The sequence below is a fragment of the Enterococcus sp. C46 genome, from assembly GCF_040887565.1.
GTDB classification, from domain to species: Bacteria; Bacillota; Bacilli; order Lactobacillales; family Enterococcaceae; genus Enterococcus_B; species Enterococcus_B lactis.
In genome coordinates, this window is sequence record NZ_JBFOGA010000008.1 from 101,379 (window position 1) to 121,037 (window position 19,659).

At 38.3% G+C, this 19,659-nt stretch carries 19 protein-coding genes and 1 riboswitch; of the genes, 17 read left to right on the top strand and 2 right to left on the bottom strand.

Going from position 1 to position 19,659, the window contains the following annotated elements:
- Positions 1-75: 75 nt before the first annotated feature.
- A riboswitch (FMN riboswitch) is annotated at positions 76-200 on the top strand.
- Positions 201-323: 123 nt separating this feature from the next.
- The 4 genes from AB3I27_RS11490 (at position 324) to AB3I27_RS11505 (ending at position 5,303) form a co-directional block, all read left to right on the top strand.
- The gene (locus tag AB3I27_RS11490) at positions 324-935 is read left to right on the top strand and encodes an ECF transporter S component (protein WP_002309605.1); all 612 of its coding nucleotides are present in this window, start codon (positions 324-326) and stop codon (positions 933-935) included.
- Between the two features lie 376 nt (positions 936-1,311).
- Entirely contained in the window at positions 1,312-2,835 is a 1,524-nt protein-coding gene (locus AB3I27_RS11495) for a YfcC family protein (RefSeq protein WP_002290168.1), read from the top strand.
- A gap of 236 nt (positions 2,836-3,071) precedes the next feature.
- The gene (locus AB3I27_RS11500) at positions 3,072-4,412 is read left to right on the top strand and encodes a M20 family metallopeptidase (RefSeq protein WP_002309602.1); all 1,341 of its coding nucleotides are present in this window, start codon (positions 3,072-3,074) and stop codon (positions 4,410-4,412) included.
- Between the two features lie 153 nt (positions 4,413-4,565).
- Positions 4,566-5,303, top strand: a complete 738-nt coding sequence (locus AB3I27_RS11505) for an alpha/beta hydrolase (protein ID WP_002334997.1) — start codon at positions 4,566-4,568, stop codon at positions 5,301-5,303.
- 161 nt (positions 5,304-5,464) lie between these two features.
- Here the strand turns inward: AB3I27_RS11505 and AB3I27_RS11510 are convergent, their stop codons facing one another.
- Positions 5,465-5,686 (bottom strand): ferredoxin, encoded by a 222-nt coding sequence (locus tag AB3I27_RS11510; RefSeq protein ID WP_002309599.1) that lies wholly within the window; start codon positions 5,684-5,686, stop codon positions 5,465-5,467.
- Positions 5,687-5,716: 30 nt separating this feature from the next.
- Here AB3I27_RS11510 and AB3I27_RS11515 point away from each other — a divergent pair, with 30 nt between their 5' ends.
- The 10 genes from AB3I27_RS11515 to AB3I27_RS11560 all read left to right on the top strand — a co-directional run bounded on the left by AB3I27_RS11515 (position 5,717) and on the right by AB3I27_RS11560 (position 16,069).
- A complete protein-coding gene (locus AB3I27_RS11515; protein WP_002309598.1) occupies positions 5,717-6,748 on the top strand; it encodes a helix-turn-helix domain-containing protein in 1,032 nt (343 codons plus the stop codon).
- Positions 6,735-8,138 carry an ATP-dependent DNA helicase RecQ gene (locus tag AB3I27_RS11520; protein ID WP_104760012.1) on the top strand — a complete coding sequence of 468 codons (1,404 nt, stop codon included), beginning with the start codon at positions 6,735-6,737 and terminating at the stop codon, positions 8,136-8,138. Before AB3I27_RS11515 ends, AB3I27_RS11520 begins: the two co-directional genes overlap by 14 nt.
- Before the next feature lie 65 nt (positions 8,139-8,203).
- Positions 8,204-8,839 (top strand): SAG1386/EF1546 family surface-associated protein, encoded by a 636-nt coding sequence (locus AB3I27_RS11525; protein ID WP_002309596.1) that lies wholly within the window; start codon positions 8,204-8,206, stop codon positions 8,837-8,839.
- Between the two features lie 48 nt (positions 8,840-8,887).
- Positions 8,888-9,568, top strand: a complete 681-nt coding sequence (gene cmk, locus AB3I27_RS11530) for a (d)CMP kinase (RefSeq protein WP_002309595.1) — start codon at positions 8,888-8,890, stop codon at positions 9,566-9,568.
- A gap of 134 nt (positions 9,569-9,702) precedes the next feature.
- Entirely contained in the window at positions 9,703-10,932 is a 1,230-nt protein-coding gene (rpsA, locus tag AB3I27_RS11535) for a 30S ribosomal protein S1 (protein WP_002320679.1), read from the top strand.
- Positions 10,933-11,113: 181 nt separating this feature from the next.
- A complete protein-coding gene (gene der, locus AB3I27_RS11540) occupies positions 11,114-12,424 on the top strand; it encodes a ribosome biogenesis GTPase Der (RefSeq protein ID WP_002290177.1) in 1,311 nt (436 codons plus the stop codon).
- Positions 12,425-12,666: 242 nt separating this feature from the next.
- Positions 12,667-12,942, top strand: coding sequence for an HU family DNA-binding protein (locus AB3I27_RS11545; protein WP_002290178.1), 276 nt, complete (start codon positions 12,667-12,669; stop codon positions 12,940-12,942).
- 232 nt (positions 12,943-13,174) lie between these two features.
- Entirely contained in the window at positions 13,175-14,221 is a 1,047-nt protein-coding gene (locus AB3I27_RS11550) for a hypothetical protein (RefSeq protein WP_002309590.1), read from the top strand.
- A 1-nt stretch (position 14,222) separates the two neighbouring features.
- Positions 14,223-15,482 carry a tetratricopeptide repeat protein gene (locus tag AB3I27_RS11555; protein ID WP_002290180.1) on the top strand — a complete coding sequence of 420 codons (1,260 nt, stop codon included), beginning with the start codon at positions 14,223-14,225 and terminating at the stop codon, positions 15,480-15,482.
- A 5-nt stretch (positions 15,483-15,487) separates the two neighbouring features.
- Positions 15,488-16,069, top strand: a complete 582-nt coding sequence (locus AB3I27_RS11560) for a ReoY family proteolytic degradation factor (protein WP_002309587.1) — start codon at positions 15,488-15,490, stop codon at positions 16,067-16,069.
- An 81-nt stretch (positions 16,070-16,150) separates the two neighbouring features.
- Here AB3I27_RS11560 and AB3I27_RS11565 read toward each other — a convergent pair whose 3' ends face one another.
- Positions 16,151-17,026 carry a YitT family protein gene (locus AB3I27_RS11565; RefSeq protein WP_002309586.1) on the bottom strand — a complete coding sequence of 292 codons (876 nt, stop codon included), beginning with the start codon at positions 17,024-17,026 and terminating at the stop codon, positions 16,151-16,153.
- 147 nt (positions 17,027-17,173) lie between these two features.
- Here AB3I27_RS11565 and AB3I27_RS11570 point away from each other — a divergent pair, with 147 nt between their 5' ends.
- The 3 genes from AB3I27_RS11570 to AB3I27_RS11580 all read left to right on the top strand — a co-directional run bounded on the left by AB3I27_RS11570 (position 17,174) and on the right by AB3I27_RS11580 (position 19,432).
- Entirely contained in the window at positions 17,174-17,506 is a 333-nt protein-coding gene (locus AB3I27_RS11570; protein WP_086310993.1) for a nucleotide pyrophosphohydrolase, read from the top strand.
- Between the two features lie 108 nt (positions 17,507-17,614).
- A complete protein-coding gene (locus tag AB3I27_RS11575) occupies positions 17,615-18,823 on the top strand; it encodes a CCA tRNA nucleotidyltransferase (RefSeq protein ID WP_002344136.1) in 1,209 nt (402 codons plus the stop codon).
- 153 nt (positions 18,824-18,976) lie between these two features.
- Positions 18,977-19,432, top strand: a complete 456-nt coding sequence (locus AB3I27_RS11580) for a hypothetical protein (RefSeq protein WP_002290187.1) — start codon at positions 18,977-18,979, stop codon at positions 19,430-19,432.
- The last annotated feature ends 227 nt before the right edge of the window (positions 19,433-19,659 follow it).

Sequence of the window (19,659 nt, forward strand, 5' to 3'; positions counted from 1 at the left end):
ACTTTTTATAAGTGTTAAATGTTGCGTTTTTTGAAGAGATATGTATAATGAATATGTAAACAAAATTTATATAAGGTTCGTCTTCAGGGGCAGGGTGAAATTCCCGACCGGTGGTTATAGTCCACGACCTATTTTGCAAAAAATAGCTGAATCGGTGAAATTCCGATACCGACAGTACAGTCTGGATAAAGAAGATAGGGCTTATTTGACGCACACTTGATCAAATAACTCTAACTCTATTTTCCCTGGAAAATAGAGTTTTTTCATTTGGAGAGAAACGTCAAAAAGTTCGCTGAAGAGGAGTCCTAACAGGAGGATTTCAAATGAAGAACACCCGTGTACAGAAAATGGTTGCAGTAGCGATGTTTGCTGCGATCGCATTAGTTTTACAGTATTTTGCTTTTCCGATCATGCCGGCTTTTAGTTTTTTGAAGATTGATTTTAGTGATATCCCGGTATTGATCAGTATGTTCTTATTCGGTCCAGCGGCCGGAGTAGCAACAGCGTTCTTGCGTTCAGTATTACATCTGCTGACTACAGGTTTTTCTCCAGATAACCTAGTGGGAGACACAGCTAGTTTCTTATCAACAACGATCTTTACCTTTCCGATTTATTACTTCTTTAGTGTAAAGAAACAGCATAAAGGAAGAAATAAATTTTTAGGTGTGATTACAGGAACGATTGCTCTGACTATTTTCATGAGTATCGCGAATTATTTCGTTATTACGCCTCTTTACTTAATGTTTTTAGGACTGAACGCGACACAGATGTTGGGGATGTCTTTAGCAAATTATGTATTGATTGGGATTGTTCCTTTCAACTTAATCAAAGGATTCATCGTGAGTGCTGTCTTTTTAGTGCTACATGCGCAACTTCTTCCATGGTTAAGTCGAAAACAACATCAGTTGGAACAACGTCATACAGCAGTTAAATAAATGTCAAAAAGATCAAGAAATTCTTGATCTTTTTTTTTGGAAAAAAATACAATACATGCAATATTGTAAACGTTTTATTTGTCTGTTTTGAGTATTTTTTTTATTTATGCATAAAAATCAATTGGTTCTTTTGAAATGTGAAATCCTTCTCCTTTTAAAAGACGGAAATGTTTGTTTATATAAAAAAGGAAACGCTACAATAAAAATGAAGAAAGCTTTAAAAACCTAAGAGAAGGGGGAGGAAATAGGAAAAAACGAACTTTTTGAACAAAAGTTTTATAAAATGCGTGTTATTATTTTTGTTCTGGTACTCTTTTTGATAAAATAACATTAGAGCCAAAATGATGTCTCTAACGGAAAAGAAAGGAAGAAGAAGATGGAACAAACAAAGAAGAAAAAATTTCAAATGCCTTCAGCGTATACGGTCTTATTCATTATTATTGCAGTAATCGCTGTACTTACTTGGTTTATACCAGCTGGGCACTATAGTGTAGACGATGCAGGCAACATTGTCGCTGGATCATATGAACGAGTACAACAAAATCCTCAAGGGCTGTGGGATATTTTCATGGCGCCAATCAATGGGATGCTAGGTGTACCAGCGGGGGAGCTAACTAAAGAAACACCTGCTGCAATCCCAATCTCTTTCTTCATTTTAGTTGTTGGTGGATTTTTAGGTATTATCAACAAAACAGGTGCACTAGATGCCGGAATTGCTTCAGTTGTGAAGAAATTCAAAGGAAAAGAAAAAATGCTTATTCCAGTATTGATGCTGTTATTTGCATTAGGCGGATCTACTTATGGAATGGCAGAAGAAACGATTCCGTTCTATGCTTTACTGATCCCAGTTATGATGGCAGTAGGCTTTGATACAGTGGTAGCAGTAGCCATCGTATTAGTAGGGTCTCAAGTAGGTTGTTTAGCTTCAACGGTCAATCCTTTCGCAACAGGCGTAGCTTCACAAGCTGTTGGGATTTCGATGGGTGAAGGTATTGGTCTTCGATTCTTGATGTTCGTTATTTTGTTAGCTATTTCTATTGTATATGTGTATCGCTATGCATCAAAAATCGAAAAAGATCCAACAAAATCATTAGTATACAATCAACGTAAAGAAGATATGAAACATTTCGATATCGAAGCAATCGGTCGCCAAGAAGTAATCACGAAAAAACAAAAACATGTAAATGTATTGTTCTTCATTACTTTTGGTATCATGATCATCAGTTTGATTCCTTGGACAACCTTGAATGCGAATTTCACAATTTTTGAATCGTTGACAAACTGGTTAACAAATCTTCCAGTACTAGGTACTGTTTTAGGTAAAAGCATGCTTCCACTAGGTGACTGGTACTTCCCAGAAATTACTATGTTGTTCTTAGTCATGTCAATCGTCGTAGCAATCACGTATGGTATGAAAGAATCTGAATTCGTCTCTGAATTTTTAGCTGGTGCTTCTGACTTGATTGGTGTAGCTATCGTAGTAGCTGTTGCTCGTGGTATCCAAGTAGTTATGAACAACGGGTTGATTACAGACACTATCTTACACTGGGGCGAACAAGGATTAAGTTCATTATCTTCAAGTGTATTCATCATCATTACATTTATTTTCTATATTCCTATGTCATTCTTGATTCCTTCAACTTCTGGCTTAGCTGCTGCAACAATGGGAATCATGGGACCTATGGGTGAATTTGCCGGTGTAGGGAAGGATTTAGTTATCACTGCTTATCAATCTGCGTCTGGCTTAGTAAACTTGATTACACCAACATCAGCTATCGTAATGGGTGCTGTAGCGATTGCTCGTTTCGATGTTTCAGTATGGTGGAAATTTACTGGTAAATTAATTGCGATATTATTTGTAGCCATCTGTGTGATCCTAGGTGTAGCAGCAATGTTCTAAACCTAGACAAATACAGGTACAAGGTCTATCATAAGAGTGAAGAAACCGATATACGGCTATCGATAAGCACGTGGATAAGTCGATTGCTCCATTCAGTGAGTGTTTTTTCTTTCATCATTTGTTAAGAACATTCTGCTTGCTGATGGAGCAGGCTTAAAACGTCATTATTAGAGAAGAAGAGGTTGTGTCGGAGGCATTTGACATAACCCTTTTTAACATATTAGGAGGTTAAAATCATGAAACAATTTGTGACAGAACAACATCATGAACAAGCATTAGAATCATTGAGCGAATTGATCCGTATCCCTTCCGTACTAGATGAAGCAGATTCAGGGAAAGGACACCCCTTCGGTAAAAAAGTGATTGAAGCTTTAGACAAAGTATTGGAAATCAGTGAAAAGCTAGGATTTAGAACATTTAAAGATCCAGAAGGCTATTACGGTTATTCAGAGATTGGCTCAGGAGATGAATTATTCGGTATCTTGTGTCATATGGATGTTGTTCCGGCAGGCGACGAAAACAATTGGGAAACGAAACCATTCGATCCAACCGTAAAAGATGGCTGGTTAGTTGGTCGTGGCTCCCAGGATGACAAAGGTCCTTCCATTGCGGCAATGTATGCTGTAAAAGCTTTGATGGACGCTGGCGTGGAATTCAAAACACGTATTCGTTTTATCTTTGGTACAGATGAAGAAAATTTGTGGCGTTGTTTAGAAAAATATAACGAAAAAGAAGAAGGCATTACGCAAGGATTTGCGCCAGACGCTGAATTCCCTTTAATTTATGCGGAAAAAGGCTTATTACAAGCTTACTTGACAGGCCCTGGAACGAACGATTTTTCTGTAAAAGCTGGCGGGGCGCTGAATGTTGTTCCTGATGCAGCTCCTTATTCTGGTGAAAAGATTTCTGAAGTAAAAGAAGCATTGAAAAAACACGGATTCGATTTCGAAGAACAAGGCGAAGGAATCGTCGTTCTTGGTAAAAGTATCCACGCGAAAGATGCCGCACAAGGAGTGAATGCTATTTCTCGTCTGGCAATCGCTCTTTCAGAAGTATTCGATTTTGGCCCAATCAATTTCTTAGGAAAATTAGTTCAAGAAAATGCAACTGGTGAAGCAGTCGTGGGCAAGACAGAAGATGAACAATCTGGTGAGCTAACGATGAACTTTGCAAGTTTGGAAATCACACCAGAACAAACAAAAATCGGTGTAGATATGAGAATTCCTGTGACATTCAAAAAAGAGGATTTAGTAGCTAAATTAACGAAAACAGCAGAAAAATATGAGTTGTCTTATGAAGAGTTTGACTTCCTAGATTCATTATACGTGCCATTGGATAGTGAGTTAGTGAAAAACCTATTGGGGACATATCGCGAGATTACTGGAGACATGACTGAACCATTTGTATCAGGTGGCGCTACCTTTGCCCGTACGATGAACCAGTGTGTGGCATTCGGTGCGATGTTCCCTGATACTCCTGACTTCATGCATCAGGCAAATGAACGATGGGAATTAAGCAGTATGTATAAAGCAATGGAAATTTATGCAGAAGCAGTGTATCGTTTGTGCGCTAAATAAAAAATAATCATATAAAAAGGCGGATATTCAAATGGATATTCCGTCTTTTTTATTTGGTGCTGGAAAGTTTGCATTTTTCTCTTATTTTTTTTAAGGTATAATCATACTTGATTGAGAAGAAGGTATAAACTCAGATAGAAAAGGTGGGAGAAATTGAAAATATTTAGACGAATACTAATTGGCTTAGTCATTATTTTAGGATTACTTGGCGGAGGCGGTTATTACTATATACAGCAAAATACGTACGAACCATCGTCAGAAGCACAAAAGGTGGTAAAAGAAGGAAGAAACAAAGAAGATTATTTGTTTTTTGAAGGAGAGAAAAAGAACCAGGCAAAGTCTCCATTACTTATTTTTTATCCTGGTGCTCTCATAGACCCAGAAAGTTATAGTATTTGGGCGCAAGATTTAGCAAAAAACGGCTACTCAGTTGCTATTGTCAAAATGCCTCTTGATCTAGCAGTGATAGGTGGAAACAAAGCGGATAAGATCAAAGAAGATTTTCCGGATTCCGATTATGTGATCGGTGGTCACTCTTTAGGCGGTGTCATGGCAAGTCGATATGCGAATAAGAATCATTCAGACAGTCATTTAAAAGGGGTATTCTTCATGGCAAGCTATCCCGATAAAAAAGGAACATTGAAAGAATCAGCTGTCCCAGTTTTATCCATTACAGCAACTAAAGATAAGGTATTGAATCAGAAAGCTTATGAAGAAGCCAAGCAGTACTTACCAGAAAGAACAGAGTATGTATCAATCAACGGCGGGAACCACGGAGGCTTTGGTAGCTATGGTGAGCAAAAAGGAGATGGAGAAGCAGAAATTTCTAACGCAGATCAGCAAACTGTGATTGTCAATACATTGGAAAACTGGCTGAAAAAGTTGAAATAACCGAAATGGGTCCTATAGGGTCTATGAAAAAACAAGTCAAATAAATAGATAATAAATATAACTTTCAAAATAAGTCGGGATTTCACGGAATGGGAGAAACAGATCCCGGCTTATTTTCAAGTTTAGAAAATCTAGTGTTCATTTTTAAAGCTTAGTTTGACTTAAATTTTGTTTTCTAATAAAATCGCCCGAACTGGACATTTTTGATACGCTTTTCTTACATACGCTTCTTCTTCCGGCATGACGAACTGTTGATGAGCCTCTGGTTCTTGGGCAAATAAAACGATTCCTTCTTCATCATAATCGAAAATATCCGGCGCTTCGATTTGGCAAAGACCGCATGCAATACAGCGTTCAGGTACAAGTTTACATAGTAGTGACATTTCTAACCATCCTAACTTAAGGAGAATAATATGATTGTTTTTATTTTATCGCTATTTTCATCAAGAAACAAGCTGCGAGTCAGCTCTCTTTACCAGCTCCTTGTGGGAAAGCGAACGACTTCAGTACTTATTTTCGGATTTACTCACGAACTTTTATTTGCTCATAACAGTTTTCCAGAATTGAAACAGGACAAGTTTTCTCAGATTATGCAAAAACTTGCACAGCAAGGCTGGATCGAAATAAATGAAAATGAAGCAAAACTAACGTCTGCAGGAGCAGATAGGTTGTCTGAACTTCACACAGAATATACTGGTTTGCGTTTTGACCGATATGGACGAACTGGGGAAACTAGTTGGCGGCTCATCAAATTTGCTGTTCAAGTGATTTCTAATCTGGCATCTGGGAACCAAAATTATCTTCCAGCAGAGACAAGTCCTTTTTATACTTTTCAACTGAAAAAATGGCTTAGTGGAAGCAGATTGTCACGTGGAATTTTGATTGATAGCGCGTATGAAAGTTTAGCGCAGCTGTTTTCGGAGATACCAGAAGGAGCAGCCGATTTTTTAGCTAACCAATTCTCTGGAAATGATCGAACAGGCCTTCTGCCATATCAGCTAGCAAAAACCAATGATGAGTCAGCTGTTTATTTACAACAAAGCAGATGTATCCATCTTTTGCTCGCACAAATAGAAGAACGGCCAGATTCGCTATGGTATGTGTTGATTGATCCGTTATTACAGCAAAATTTCAATCAAAGCATGATGATCACCAAGCAGATGTTTATGAATGGTCAGACAATTGACCAGATTATGGCAATCCGTCATTTAAAAAAAGGGACGGTAACAGATCATCTTATTGAGTGGGCCTTGTTTTTTGATGATTTTCCATACGAGCGGATTCTCTCTCAAGAAACGGTCGAACGGTTGGAACCAAATAAGGATTCCGTGCGCGAGTGGCGCTTCAGCGAATGGAATGTAGATGGACAATTAGATTATGGAGAATTTCGTTTGTATCAAATCTATCTATTGAGAAAGGAAGCGATACAGAATGTTAATAAATGAATTAAAAAAATATTTTGGATTCGATTCATTTCGACCCGGCCAAGAAGAAATTATTCAGGCGTTGCTTGATGGAGAAGATACTCTCGCTATTTTGCCTACAGGAACGGGGAAAAGCCTATGCTATCAATTAACAGGGTATTTAATGGATGGGATGGTCCTCATCGTGTCACCGCTACTTTCTCTCATGGAAGATCAAGTAACACAACTGCAAAAACGAGGGGAAAAACGAGTAGCTGCTTTCAATAGCTTGCTTTCGCGAGCTGAAAGAGGATATGTTCTCCGTCATCTGTCGCAATATAAATTTTTATTTTTGAGTCCGGAAATGTTGACTAACCCTTCTCTATTAGAGCAGCTGAAAAAACAGGATATAGCGCTATATGTAGTGGATGAGGCTCATTGTGTATCACAATGGGGGGTTGATTTTCGGCCAGAATATCAACAGTTAGGAAAAATCCGCGAGCATTTGGGAAACCCAGTCACATTGGCTCTAACGGCGACAGCGACAGATTTGGTAGCGAAAGATATACGTCAGGTGCTATTTGATCGACAGCCAAAAGAGGTTAGACAATCAGTCAATCGACAAAACATCTCGCTTTTTGTTCGAAAGACGCAGCAAAAAGAACAAGAACTTGAACAATTCATGGAAAGAGCACAAGGTGCGGCAATTATTTATTGTGCAACAAAAAAAGAAGTCGAACGCTTGTATCATTTATTCAGGGAGCGCTTTTCAGTTGGATATTATCACGGTGGCCTTGACACAGCTCAAAGAAGACAGCTTCAGCAACAGTTTGAAAAAAATCAGCTGCAGTTTCTCATTGCTACGAACGCATTTGGTATGGGGATCGATAAATCTGATATTCGTTATGTGATCCATTACGATTTGCCAGACAGTCTGGAAAACTATGTACAAGAAATCGGTCGAGCAGGCAGAGATCAAGAAGAAAGTGCAGCAATCCTTTTATATCAAAGTGGAGATGAACGTATTCATTATTTCTTTAATCAACTTTCTAGAGAACAGCGACAAAGTTTTGAGCTTTATTTGGAATATGCAGCAGAGCAAGCGCCATTTGATGAGCTGCAAAAAAAATGGATGGAGTTGATCCAACAGTCTGAAAAACCAGAAAATTGGGTGGAACGGCTCAAACGCCAGGAAAAAGAAAAAGAATTCCGCCTACAGCAGATGCTTCGTTATATCCATGAAGAAGACTGCCGCAGAAAATTCATCTTGGCCTATTTTGGTGAAGAACTTTCCGAAAAGCCGCAGAATTGTTGTGATATTGATGGCGCAAAAGTAGAACTTCTACCAAAGAAAAAGGCTTTTTCTAAGACTGAACCGCTTCATTGGGAATCGATTTTACTAAATTTATTTAAAAAAAACATGGAACATTGATTTTTTAGGACAAGACACTTTTTCCTATGGTATAATACACACGATAGAGTTTAGGAGGTAAAACAGTGAGCAGAAAAGATAGACATCAATCTACAGAAAATAACGAAACACAAGAACCATGGGAACAACCAATCTATGATACAGATGATGAGGTTTCATCAAGAAGTTCTCAGAGACAACAAAAGAAAGGAAATACATTATTTCTTTCGCTATTTTTGATTTTACTAGTCTTATGTATCGCTATTCCAGCAGGTGCTTATTTCTGGATCAGAAACGGATCAAGCAACAATGCAACAGCAGCATCTTCTTCTGAAACTTCGACATCAGTAGTAGAAAGTTCCACAAGTACAACAAAAGAGGAGTCAACTGAGACTTCAACAGTAGAATCTAGTACAATGGCGGAAGAATCTACTGTTTCTCAAGATACAGGGGTAACGTCAGAAAGCAGTATTGCAGCAGAGACAACACCTTCTTCCTCAAGTGACACAACTTATCAAGCAGGGGATTCAAGCAGCAATGCAGCAGAAACAACACCTTCTTCCTCAGCTGTAGCCGGTACGACAACGACTGTTCAAGCAGGCGAAGGTCCAAAACAAGTGGCTGAGCGTGCAGGAATCACCATTGACCAATTGTTTGAATTGAATGGCTTAGATCCAAACAACTTTATGCTTTACCCTGGTCAAGAACTAAGAATTAAATAATAATAGTCGCGCTTTGCGGCTTTTTTTTTGAGAAAAAGGAGTTATATCATGACACAAATCAGTATTGCAATCGACGGACCTGCTTCATCTGGAAAAAGCACCGTTGCCAAAATCTTAGCAAAAGAATTAAATTATATTTATACGGATACCGGTGCCATGTATCGCGCAGTAACTTATCTAGCTATTACGAATAATGTATCTTTTTCAGATGAGGAAGGACTAGTTTCACTGATCAAAAAGTATCCTATCTCTTTTTCACAACAAGAAGATGGGCAGCATGTATTCACAGCATCAAAAGACGTCACACTAGAAATCCGTCAGCCAGATGTCACAAAAGCTGTTTCAGAAGTCTCTGCTCATGGGAAAGTAAGAGAAGAACTAGTTGCTATCCAACGGAAAATAGGCGAACGCGGTGGCGTTGTGATGGACGGAAGAGACATTGGGACAGCTGTATTGCCGAATGCAGAAGTAAAAATCTTTTTAGTAGCAAGCGTAAGTGAGCGTGCAGAAAGACGATTCAAAGAGAACCAAGAAAAGGGTATCCCAACTGATCTTGAAACATTAACAAAAGAGATACAGGCAAGAGACCATTATGATTCAACAAGGGAAGTTTCTCCGCTGCAGCAAGCAGAGGACGCTGTTCGTATTGATACTACCGGCAAATCCATTCCAGAAGTCGTTGCAGCGATAAAAGCCGTCGTTTTGGAAAAGGGATATCTTCTTTTTTAAATGAAGAAAAAAACTGAAAAACAATTGTTTTTTCAAGGAAAACGAACGAAATCGCTTTATTTTTTTTGAATAATCAATTAAACTAAAAACAGTACCGTACTTACGGCAGAATGTTGGTTAGGAGGACAAGTGTTATGACAGAATTTGATCAAAATCAAGAGAACAACCAGTCAATGGAAGACGCAATGAAAAGCGTCCAAGAAGTAAAAGTTGGCGATGTTGTTAAGGGCGAAGTTTTGGTTATCGAAGACAAACAAGTAATTATCGGAATCGAAGGGGCCGGAGTTGAAGGCGTCGTTCCGGCAAAAGAATTATCAACTTTACCAGTAGAAGATATCAACGAAGTAGTGAAAGTCGGCGATGTATTAGACTTAGTTGTTATCAGTACGATCGGCAAAGATAAAGAAAACGGCAGCTATCTTCTTTCAAAACGCCGTTTAGATGCTAAAAAAGTTTGGGAAGACATCGAAAGAGATTTCCAAGACGGTAAGGTAATTGAAGCACCTGTTACAAATGTTGTCAAAGGCGGTTTAGTCGTTGACGTCGGTGTGCGTGGTTTTGTCCCTGCATCAATGGTGGAAGATCATTTTGTTGCGGACTTTTCAGATTATAAAGGCAAAACATTGAGTTTTAAAATCATTGAAATCGAACCATCAGAAAATCGTTTGATCTTATCGCACAAAGCGGTAGTTGAAAATGAAAGAGAAGAAAAGAAAAAAGAAATCCTTTCAACGATTCATGAGGGCGATGTTCTTAGCGGACGTGTCGCACGTCTTACTGATTTCGGGGCATTTGTCGACCTAGGCGGAATTGACGGTCTAGTCCATGTCTCAGAGATTTCTCATAGTCATGTAGCAAAACCAAGTGATGTGTTAGCTGTTAATGACGAAGTAAACGTTAAAGTGTTGTCTATCAACCCTGAACAAGAACGTGTTTCCTTGTCAATCAAAGATACACAGCCTGGACCTTGGTCAGAAATCGATACAAAAGCCCCAGTTGGAGCAGTATTGGACGGAACTGTTAAACGTCTGACAAGTTTCGGTGCCTTTGTTGAAGTATTCCCTGGAGTAGAAGGGCTAGTCCACATCTCTCAAATCTCACATAAACATATCGCCACACCTCACGAAGTACTTCATGAAGGCGACGAAGTGAAAGTGAAAGTATTGGAGATCCATCCAGAAGAACATCGTATTGCATTGAGCATCAAAGCTTTAGAAGAAAAACCAGCTTCAGAAGAAGAACCAAAAAATGTGGAGTCTTATGAATTACCAGAAGAAAATACTGGATTCACTATGGGAGACATTTTAGGGGATGCGTTGAAAGAAGAAGTAGAAGAAAAAGCAACCGATGATTCTGAAAAATAATTGATTTTGTATCTGTGACTGAGATGAAAGCAGCTGCTTTTGTCTCAGTTTTTCTTTTGAAAAGCGGTTAGTATTTCATTAAGGAATAAAAATACTTCGTTTAATTGACAATCTATGCTTGAAAGTTGGCATTGCATTCGTTAAACTAAGTGAGATTGGAAACTTGTGAGGAGGAAATAATATGGCAAATCCAACAATTGCAATCGTTGGCCGCCCGAACGTCGGTAAGTCTACGATTTTTAACCGCATCGCTGGTGAGCGTATCTCGATTGTCGAAGATACTCCTGGAGTAACTCGTGATCGTATTTATGCAAAAGGCGAATGGTTAGGTCGAGAATTTAGCGTGATCGACACAGGCGGAATTGATCTTGGCGATGAACCTTTTATGGATCAGATCAAACATCAAGCAGAAATCGCGATTGAAGAAGCAGATGTGATCATCTGTGTCGTCAGCGGACGCGAAGGCGTGACAGACGCAGATGAGATGGTTGCGAAAATTTTATACAGAAGTAATAAACCAGTGATTTTAGCAGTCAATAAAGTAGATAATCCGGAAATGAGAAATGATATCTATGAATTTTATTCTTTAGGACTAGGCGATCCTTATCCTGTTTCAGGAAGCCACGGACTAGGAATTGGCGATATTTTAGATGAAGCAGTGAAGTATTTCTCTGAAGAGACTGAAGAAGAGGATGACGACACGATCAAGTTTAGTTTGATTGGTCGCCCAAATGTTGGTAAATCTTCTTTGATCAACGCGATTTTAGGAGAAGAACGGGTGATTGTTTCGGATATTGAAGGAACGACAAGGGATGCAATCGATACTCACTTTGTTTCTGAAAGTGGACAGAAATTCTTGATGATCGATACAGCCGGCATGCGTAAACGCGGAAAAGTATATGAAAATACTGAGAAATACAGCGTGATGCGTGCGATGCGTGCGATCGACCGTTCTGACATCGTTTTGATGGTACTGAACGCGGAAGAAGGGATTCGAGAACAAGACAAGCGAGTAGCGGGTTACGCTCATGAAGCTGGTCGTGGTGTCATTATCGTTGTGAATAAATGGGATCTTGTGAAGAAAGAAACCAATACGATGCGTGATTTCGAACAAGAGATCCGTGATGAATTCCGATATTTAGATTACGCACCGATCGTCTTTGTTTCTGCAGTGACTAAACAACGGTTGGAACGTCTTCCTGAAATGATCGAACAAGTAAGTATGAACCAGAATCTTCGTATCTCTTCTGCTGTTTTGAATGATATCATTATGGATGCTGTAGCCATCAATCCAACACCGACAGATAAAGGAAAACGGCTGAAGATCTTTTATGCTACACAAGTCGCTGTCAAACCGCCTACATTTGTTGTTTTTGTCAATGAAGAGGAATTGATGCACTTTTCTTATGAGCGTTTCTTAGAAAATCAAATCAGAAAAGCATTTACTTTTGAAGGGACATCCATTCGAATCATCCCTCGTAGAAGAAAATAGGCATTTTACCATATCAACGTTTTTTTTTCAAAAGAAAAAGATAGTTTTGTTTGTTACGTTTCTATGACTAAAAAAAGCATATGAAAATTGGTAAAAACCTTGCTATTAAGCGGTTCATATGATATCGTGATAACAGAATATTGAAGTTAATCAATATTTCTTTTTAAACTTCTGGACCACTCAGAAAGTTTTAACTAAATGATATTTCTATCATATCTCTTGTGGAGGAGGTGAATCTATCCATGGCAAACAAAGCAGAATTAATCGAAAAAGTTGCTTCAGCTACTGATTTAACTAAAAAAGATGCAACTGCAGCAGTAGATGCTGTATTTTCAACTATTCAAGATGCTTTAGCTAACGGCGAAAAAGTTCAATTAATCGGTTTTGGTAACTTTGAAGTTCGCGAACGCGCAGCTCGCAAAGGTCGCAACCCACAAACTGGTGAAGAAATCGAAATTCCAGCTAGCAAAGTACCTGCATTCAAACCAGGTAAAGCATTAAAAGACGCTGTTAAATAAGACAGTAAAAAAGCGCTTGTGGCTCTAAGGCTACAAGTGCTTTTCTTTTTATTTCCTAGCAGAAAAAGTCAATTAAGAGACAAAAATTTCGAATCCGTATGTCATACATAAAAAACACATGTATTTTATTTAATTTTTATTTATTTCCAAGTTAAGAGGTGGACTTTGCCCTTATCTTTTCTAGATTTTGCTTACTAATGGTAAAATAAAAATAAGAAGAGGAGGGATGCGCATGGAACTTGATTATCAAGTAGAAGAAGCATTGACAAAAGTGTTCTACGGAGAAACGCTTGTCAGTCAACTAAGAGCACTTTCGATCGATCAACCCATCTTGTTTTTAACAAATCAGCGTTATTATGATTTGTTTGCAGATAAGATCAACCCATTATTTGCAAATCAGGCAAATAATGACTGGTACATTTGTGCCAATACTCAATGCAATCATTTAACAGAATTGAAGAACTTGCTTGATTTCACCAAACGCTATCCCGAAAATCAATCCATGTTTGTTATCGGATTTGGAAATGAAGGGATCATGGATCTGGCAGGTTTTTTTCAAAAACATACAATCCTTGATTCATCACTTTGGCTGATTCCTGTCTCGATCCGTTCGCTGAGCCGAGCATTAACTCCACAGCGAACGATTTTGCAGCTACCGAATCGTGTCGTGCTACAAACCATCAACATGCCAGAACGCATCGTTTATGATCAAACGATCAGCGAGCGGCAAGTGGACGGAAAACAGATTGACTTTTTGACTTTTATCTGTTGCGGAATGATTTGTGATCACCGTTTTTTACAAAATTTGTATAAAAACTATCCAAATAAAAAGCAATTAACGACCCGGCCATTTGCCGGGATGATCGAAGAAATGATTTATTTTTATCAATTAGAGGCAGAAAATCTGTCGAATTATGGTAAACTATTTGAACAAGCTTTTTATCTGACTGAAAATGGACACTTGCTTTCTGCTAGTATGAAAAAATTCTTAGGGATGATGTTTCATTTCGTGTGGAATCTCCAAGCCTATCCGTTTGATTTCCAACTAAAAAATTTTTTTGTATGGCTAGACTTGCTTGGCTATCCTATCCAATGGTTGGAACAGATTTCAAAGATGGAGTATTTGGAAAAAGTCCTTTTCTTGGCAGAAAAAAGCAAAAAAATACTTGTTTTAGAAAAAATAGGTATAATAGACGGATACCAACGACCAAACGAAAAAGAATTGTTGAGAACAATGACGGTATTTCAACAAATCGTCAGCGAGATAAGAGGGAATTGAAATGAATACAAATAGCGAAAAAATGTTGCAAGCTTTATCAGATGAAGATCTGGCACAAGCACAACTCTTTTTAGAAAAAGCATTAAAGGAAGATCCAGCAGATATATTAGCTGAACTAGGGGAAGAATTGCTAGCTATTGGCTTTTTGATCGAGGCAAAGCAGATTTTTGAACAATTGATCAACCAATACCCAGAAAATGACGGACTAAACATCCCGCTAGCAGAAATTGCAATCGAAGACAATGAGATTGACCTAGCTTTTGAATACTTGGAAAAAGTGGATAAGGAAAGTGATTACTATCCGCAAAGCTTATTGGCGATAGCTGATTTGTACCAAGTCATCGGGATTCCTGAAGTAAGTGAAGCAAAATTGAAAGAAGCGGCAGGGTTGCTACCGGATGAACCATTGATCCAGTTTGCACTAGCTGAATTGTATTTTTCAGTCGATCGTTTCAAAGAGGCAGCAGTAATTTATGAAACATTGTTGGCAAGTGGAATAAACGAGATGTCAGGAATCTCGATGCAAGAACGTTTAGGGCAATCCTTAAGCATGCAAGGTGAATTTGAAGCAGCTATCGCACCTTTAGAAGAAGCATTGAAAGAAGAAAAGACAGATGATCGACTGTTTCAGCTAGCTTTTACGAATCTCCAATTAAAAGAAAATCAGCAAGCAATCAACTATTTGGAAGAGCTTCGAGAAGTTAATCCACATTATCAATCATTATATCTATATCTAGGACAAGCTCTTCAAGAAGAAGAAATGGTTGAAGAAGCGCAAACAGTGTTAGAAGAAGGAATCAAAGAAAATCCTTACCAAGTTGAACTTTATCATCTAGCCTCTGAAAATGCTTTTCGTCTGCACGACAAACAGCGAGCAGAGGAACTCTTGCTGAAAGCTTTAGAAGTAGGAGATAAACAAGATGAAACATTACTTACTTTAAGCAATCTTTACTTGGATGATGAAAGATATGAAGATGTGATACAAGTGATCAATCAGATGGAAGAAACTGCTAATCCGTATGCGGAATGGAATCTAGCGCATGCTTATAATGAATTAGAAGACTTCACCGTTGCAGCTGTACACTATGAACAAGCTTATCATGAACTATCTCATGAACCAGATTTCTTGAAAGAATATGCCTTTTTCTTAAGAGAAGAAGGACAGCTAAAAAGAGCGCAAGAATTATTGACTCATTATTTAAAACTTGAACCAGGAGATATGGAGGCACTGTCATTATTAGATGATCTAACAGAGAGGTGAGAAAAATGCTAATTGATGTACGGGAAAAGAAGAATTTTTTAACGTGGATGGTCAATCATGTATCTTTTAGCCGAAGAGAAGTTTTTTGGATCTTGAATTATCTTGCCAATCATGAAGCGATTTTAAGTAATGTCCACTTTGTAGAAGGGGCAAATTTTGCGGATCGAGGTCTGCAAATCAGTGATCTATCTGTTGAAGGGGAACCAATGAAATTGTTTTTGCAGGGAAAAGAATTTACGGATACAGATCAGATTTTTCATGAGATCCGATTGAATTGGAAGAAACCCTTATATGTGGAATGTCTATTTGAGAATGCTTGGCAGACAAGAGAATATCTATCGATCTTAGAAGATAATCCATTTTCTTCTTGGGATGCTTCTGTTAGTGAAGAAGATACTGAATTGATCGAGCGATATTTTCAAGAAAAAGAAGAAGCAGCAAAACTAAATATGCTTTATGCTCAAATCGATCAAGCGCTAGAAGATGGAGATAGGGATGCTTTTTTGAAATTATCTGATGAAGTTAACCGAAAGATCCTTTTGCAGACACAAAAGAAAAGTAACCGGGTAAGTGAACATAACAATTAGTTAAAAACAGTATAGTACTAAAAAAGACAAAGGTCAGCTGGATGTGGAATCTTTCCTCATAGCCAATCTTTGTCTTTTTTCTTATAGTTTTTTCAGTAATCTTGTCTGTGGCTTCAAATAAGTAAAGCCTTGCCCTTCCACTTCATGCACATTGATGATTGAAAGGAAAGCTTTTTCGTCAATCTCGTGGACGATCCTCTTAGCTTCAGTTAATTCACTAGAGCTAACGACCATATAGATGATTTTTTTTGAATTACCAGAGAATGCGCCTTCTCCAGAAAGGAAAGTCACACCTCTTTGCAGACCGGTCATCAGTAGCGGTGCAATCTCTTCACTTTTGTTGGAGACGACAAGTAGACCTTTTGCAGAATATCCGCCATCTAAGATCGAATCAATCACACGACTGAAAACATACGAAACGATCAACGTATACATCATGCGTTTCAAGTCGATATAGGTTAAGGAAGCAAGCAAGACGATGATATCGAATGCCAATAGGGAACGTCCCATGGAGATGCCGTAATTTTGTTCTAAAATCCGAGCGATAATATCGCTTCCGCCTGTTGTTCCACCCATCCGATAGACGATCCCGCTTCCTACCCCTGCAACCAAACCCGCAAGTAGAGAAACGATCAGTAGATCATGCTGTAAATTAATTTCTAGCGGAACCCGTTGCCAGATCCATAAAAAGAATGACAAAGAGAGTGTACCTAGAACAGTATAGGCTAAAGAACGTTTTCCGAGGATCTTTCCCCCTAGTAAAATCAACGGGATATTAATTAATAAAGTCGTATAAGCTGGATCAATTCCGAATAAAGCTCTCAAGATCAAGGTGATCCCTGAGACGCCCCCTTCTGCTAAGTGATTAGCGATGTTCAAATAAACAAGTCCAAATGCGTAAATACTCGTTCCTATAATAATAAAAAGTACTTCTTTTACTGTTTTCCGTGTAGCCATATGAATCCCAGCTTTCAATTATGTATTTTCAAAGAATCTCCATTTAGAAATTCCTTCCTAAATGTAGCACGGAAATTCGTTTTTCTCAATTGCTCTTATCTAGGATTTGCGTTAAAGTTTTGGTAAGATAGTTTTGGAGGGAAAAAGATGGATGAAAAACGTTCTTTATACAGTATGCAGCAGGAAGTAGATGAATATATCCAACAATTCAAGGTCGGGTATTTCTCTCCATTAGCTCAACTGGCTCGATTAACGGAAGAAGTAGGTGAATTGGCCAGAGAAGTCAACCACACTTATGGAGAAAAAAGCAAAAAAGCTTCGGAACCAGATAACTCGGTAGCAGAAGAACTTGGAGATGTTTTATTCGTTACGATGATCATGGCTAATTCATTGAATATCGACTTAACTGATGTTTTTGAAAAAAATATGGAAAAATTCAATCAAAGAGACCATAACCGCTTTGAACGTAAGGACAAGTAAAAAAAAAGTGGTTTGTGCTTTGAAGCTACTAAAACGGACTTATCAATCAGGCATCATGCAACTGAGTACTTATCTCAGTACAAGAAACACGCAGGAAAGGTTGGAAAAATGAAATTAAAACAATTACCTCTGGAATACCAAAAGGCAATTCCAGTTCTGAAAAAATTAGAAAATGCAGGATATGAAGCTTATTTTGTAGGTGGAAGTGTTCGTGATATCTTGCTGAACCAGCCGATCCATGATGTGGATATCGCAACAAGCGCATTTCCAGAAGAAATCAAACAGCTTTTTCCAAAAACGATAGATATCGGGATTGAACACGGGACTGTATTGGTATTAGAAAACGATGAACAATATGAAATCACTACATTTCGGACGGAATCAACTTATCAAGACTACCGCAGACCAGATCATGTAGAATTCGTTCGTTCGTTGGAAGAAGACTTAAAACGAAGAGATTTTACAATCAATGCCTTTGCTTTGAAAGAAGACGGCGAAATCATCGATTTGTTCGATGGTCTGCAAGATTTAGAAGAACAAATCTTGCGAGCTGTAGGCAATCCTCATGAGCGGTTCCATGAAGATGCCTTGCGAATGATGCGTGGGTTGCGTTTTGTCAGTCAATTAGGATTCAAATTAGAGGAAGAAACCTTCTACGCCATCAAAGAAAACCACGAGCTATTAGGCAAAATATCTGTAGAACGTATAAATGTGGAATTCATCAAGATGCTTTTGGGAAATGAACGGTCTGCAGGAATCCATGCATTCATTAAAACAGAATGTTATATTTGCTGCCCTGGTTTGAGAGAAGAAGGTGAAGCACTTTTACGTTTTGCTGAATTACCTTCCGTTCCATTGAAAGAAGAGAGTCAAGCATGGACATTATTAATCAGTCAACTGGATCTAAAAGAAAATGAAATTCGCTCCTTTTTGAAATCGTGGAAGTGTTCCAATCAAATGATCAAGGATGTCCAAGCACTTGTTCAAGGACTGCGTCAACGAAAAACTGGAGTTTTAGAACCGTTCGAATTATACTTCTTAGGCAAAAAGCATGCATTGCAAGTAGAAGAATTAATGACTTATTTTGATGAAACACCACAGATGGATGTCGTAGAAGAATCCTATGATCGTTTACCTATCAAGTCATTAAGCGAATTAGCTGTAGATGGTAAAATCTTGCTGGAAGAAAGTGGAAAAAAACCTGGTAAGTGGGTTAGTGAAGCTTTGCAATCAGCTGAAAAAGCTGTCGTAGAACAAAGAATAGAAAATGATAAAAAACAGGTTTTGGATTTTTTATCGAAAGAAAAATTGATTTAAAAAACGCTAGACTGTATCTGCTCAGCTTGGCTAGCTACTTAAACTGGGCAGATACGTCATTAGAAGAAAAAACATAAAATGTGACCACTTACATAAATTTGTGCTAAACTGAGGAAGTACAAGAATAAATTACATCATAAAGGAGTCTTTTTAATGAGTAAAGAAATGACAGCGCTAAAATTTTATTTTAGAAATGGAGAAACATGGACGATTAACCGCCGTCACATCGGCGATCTTTGGATCAAACAAATCACAACAAGTTTTGGACGGATCAACGGCAGTGAATTTGTTGAAATCCATCCATGTGCCGGATTTAAAATCGAAATTTTCCATGAGGGGGACGCAGTTGCGACACATGATATCAACTTAGGTGGACTGGAAATGGGCATGTTTAATCGTGCATTGAAATACGAAGATATCGAACGAATGGAAATCCTTTACCGCAATGGAACACCTGATCTTGTATACTTCCCATATCTAGATAAAGGAACAGAAGGATTAGACAATCAATACCAATCTACAAAAATCAGCGAAAAAACAGGTAACTTGTACATCGTGATCAACCCAGACCAACGTGTAGAAGATGTATACGGAGAATTTTTCGAATAAATTGATCTTACGCAAAAATGAGGTTGTGAAAGAGACATTCAGCCTTGAGCGATGATGAGAACTCTAACAAAGAAATTGCGACGAGTAACCGCAGGAGCGATAAGAAGTGATTTTTGAAAAATAGCTTCTCATATTTTTACAAAATCGTGCCTTATGGCTAATAGGCTGTCTCTAGAACACCATTTATTCAGAATAAGGGACTGTGACAATATTTTTGTCACAGTCTT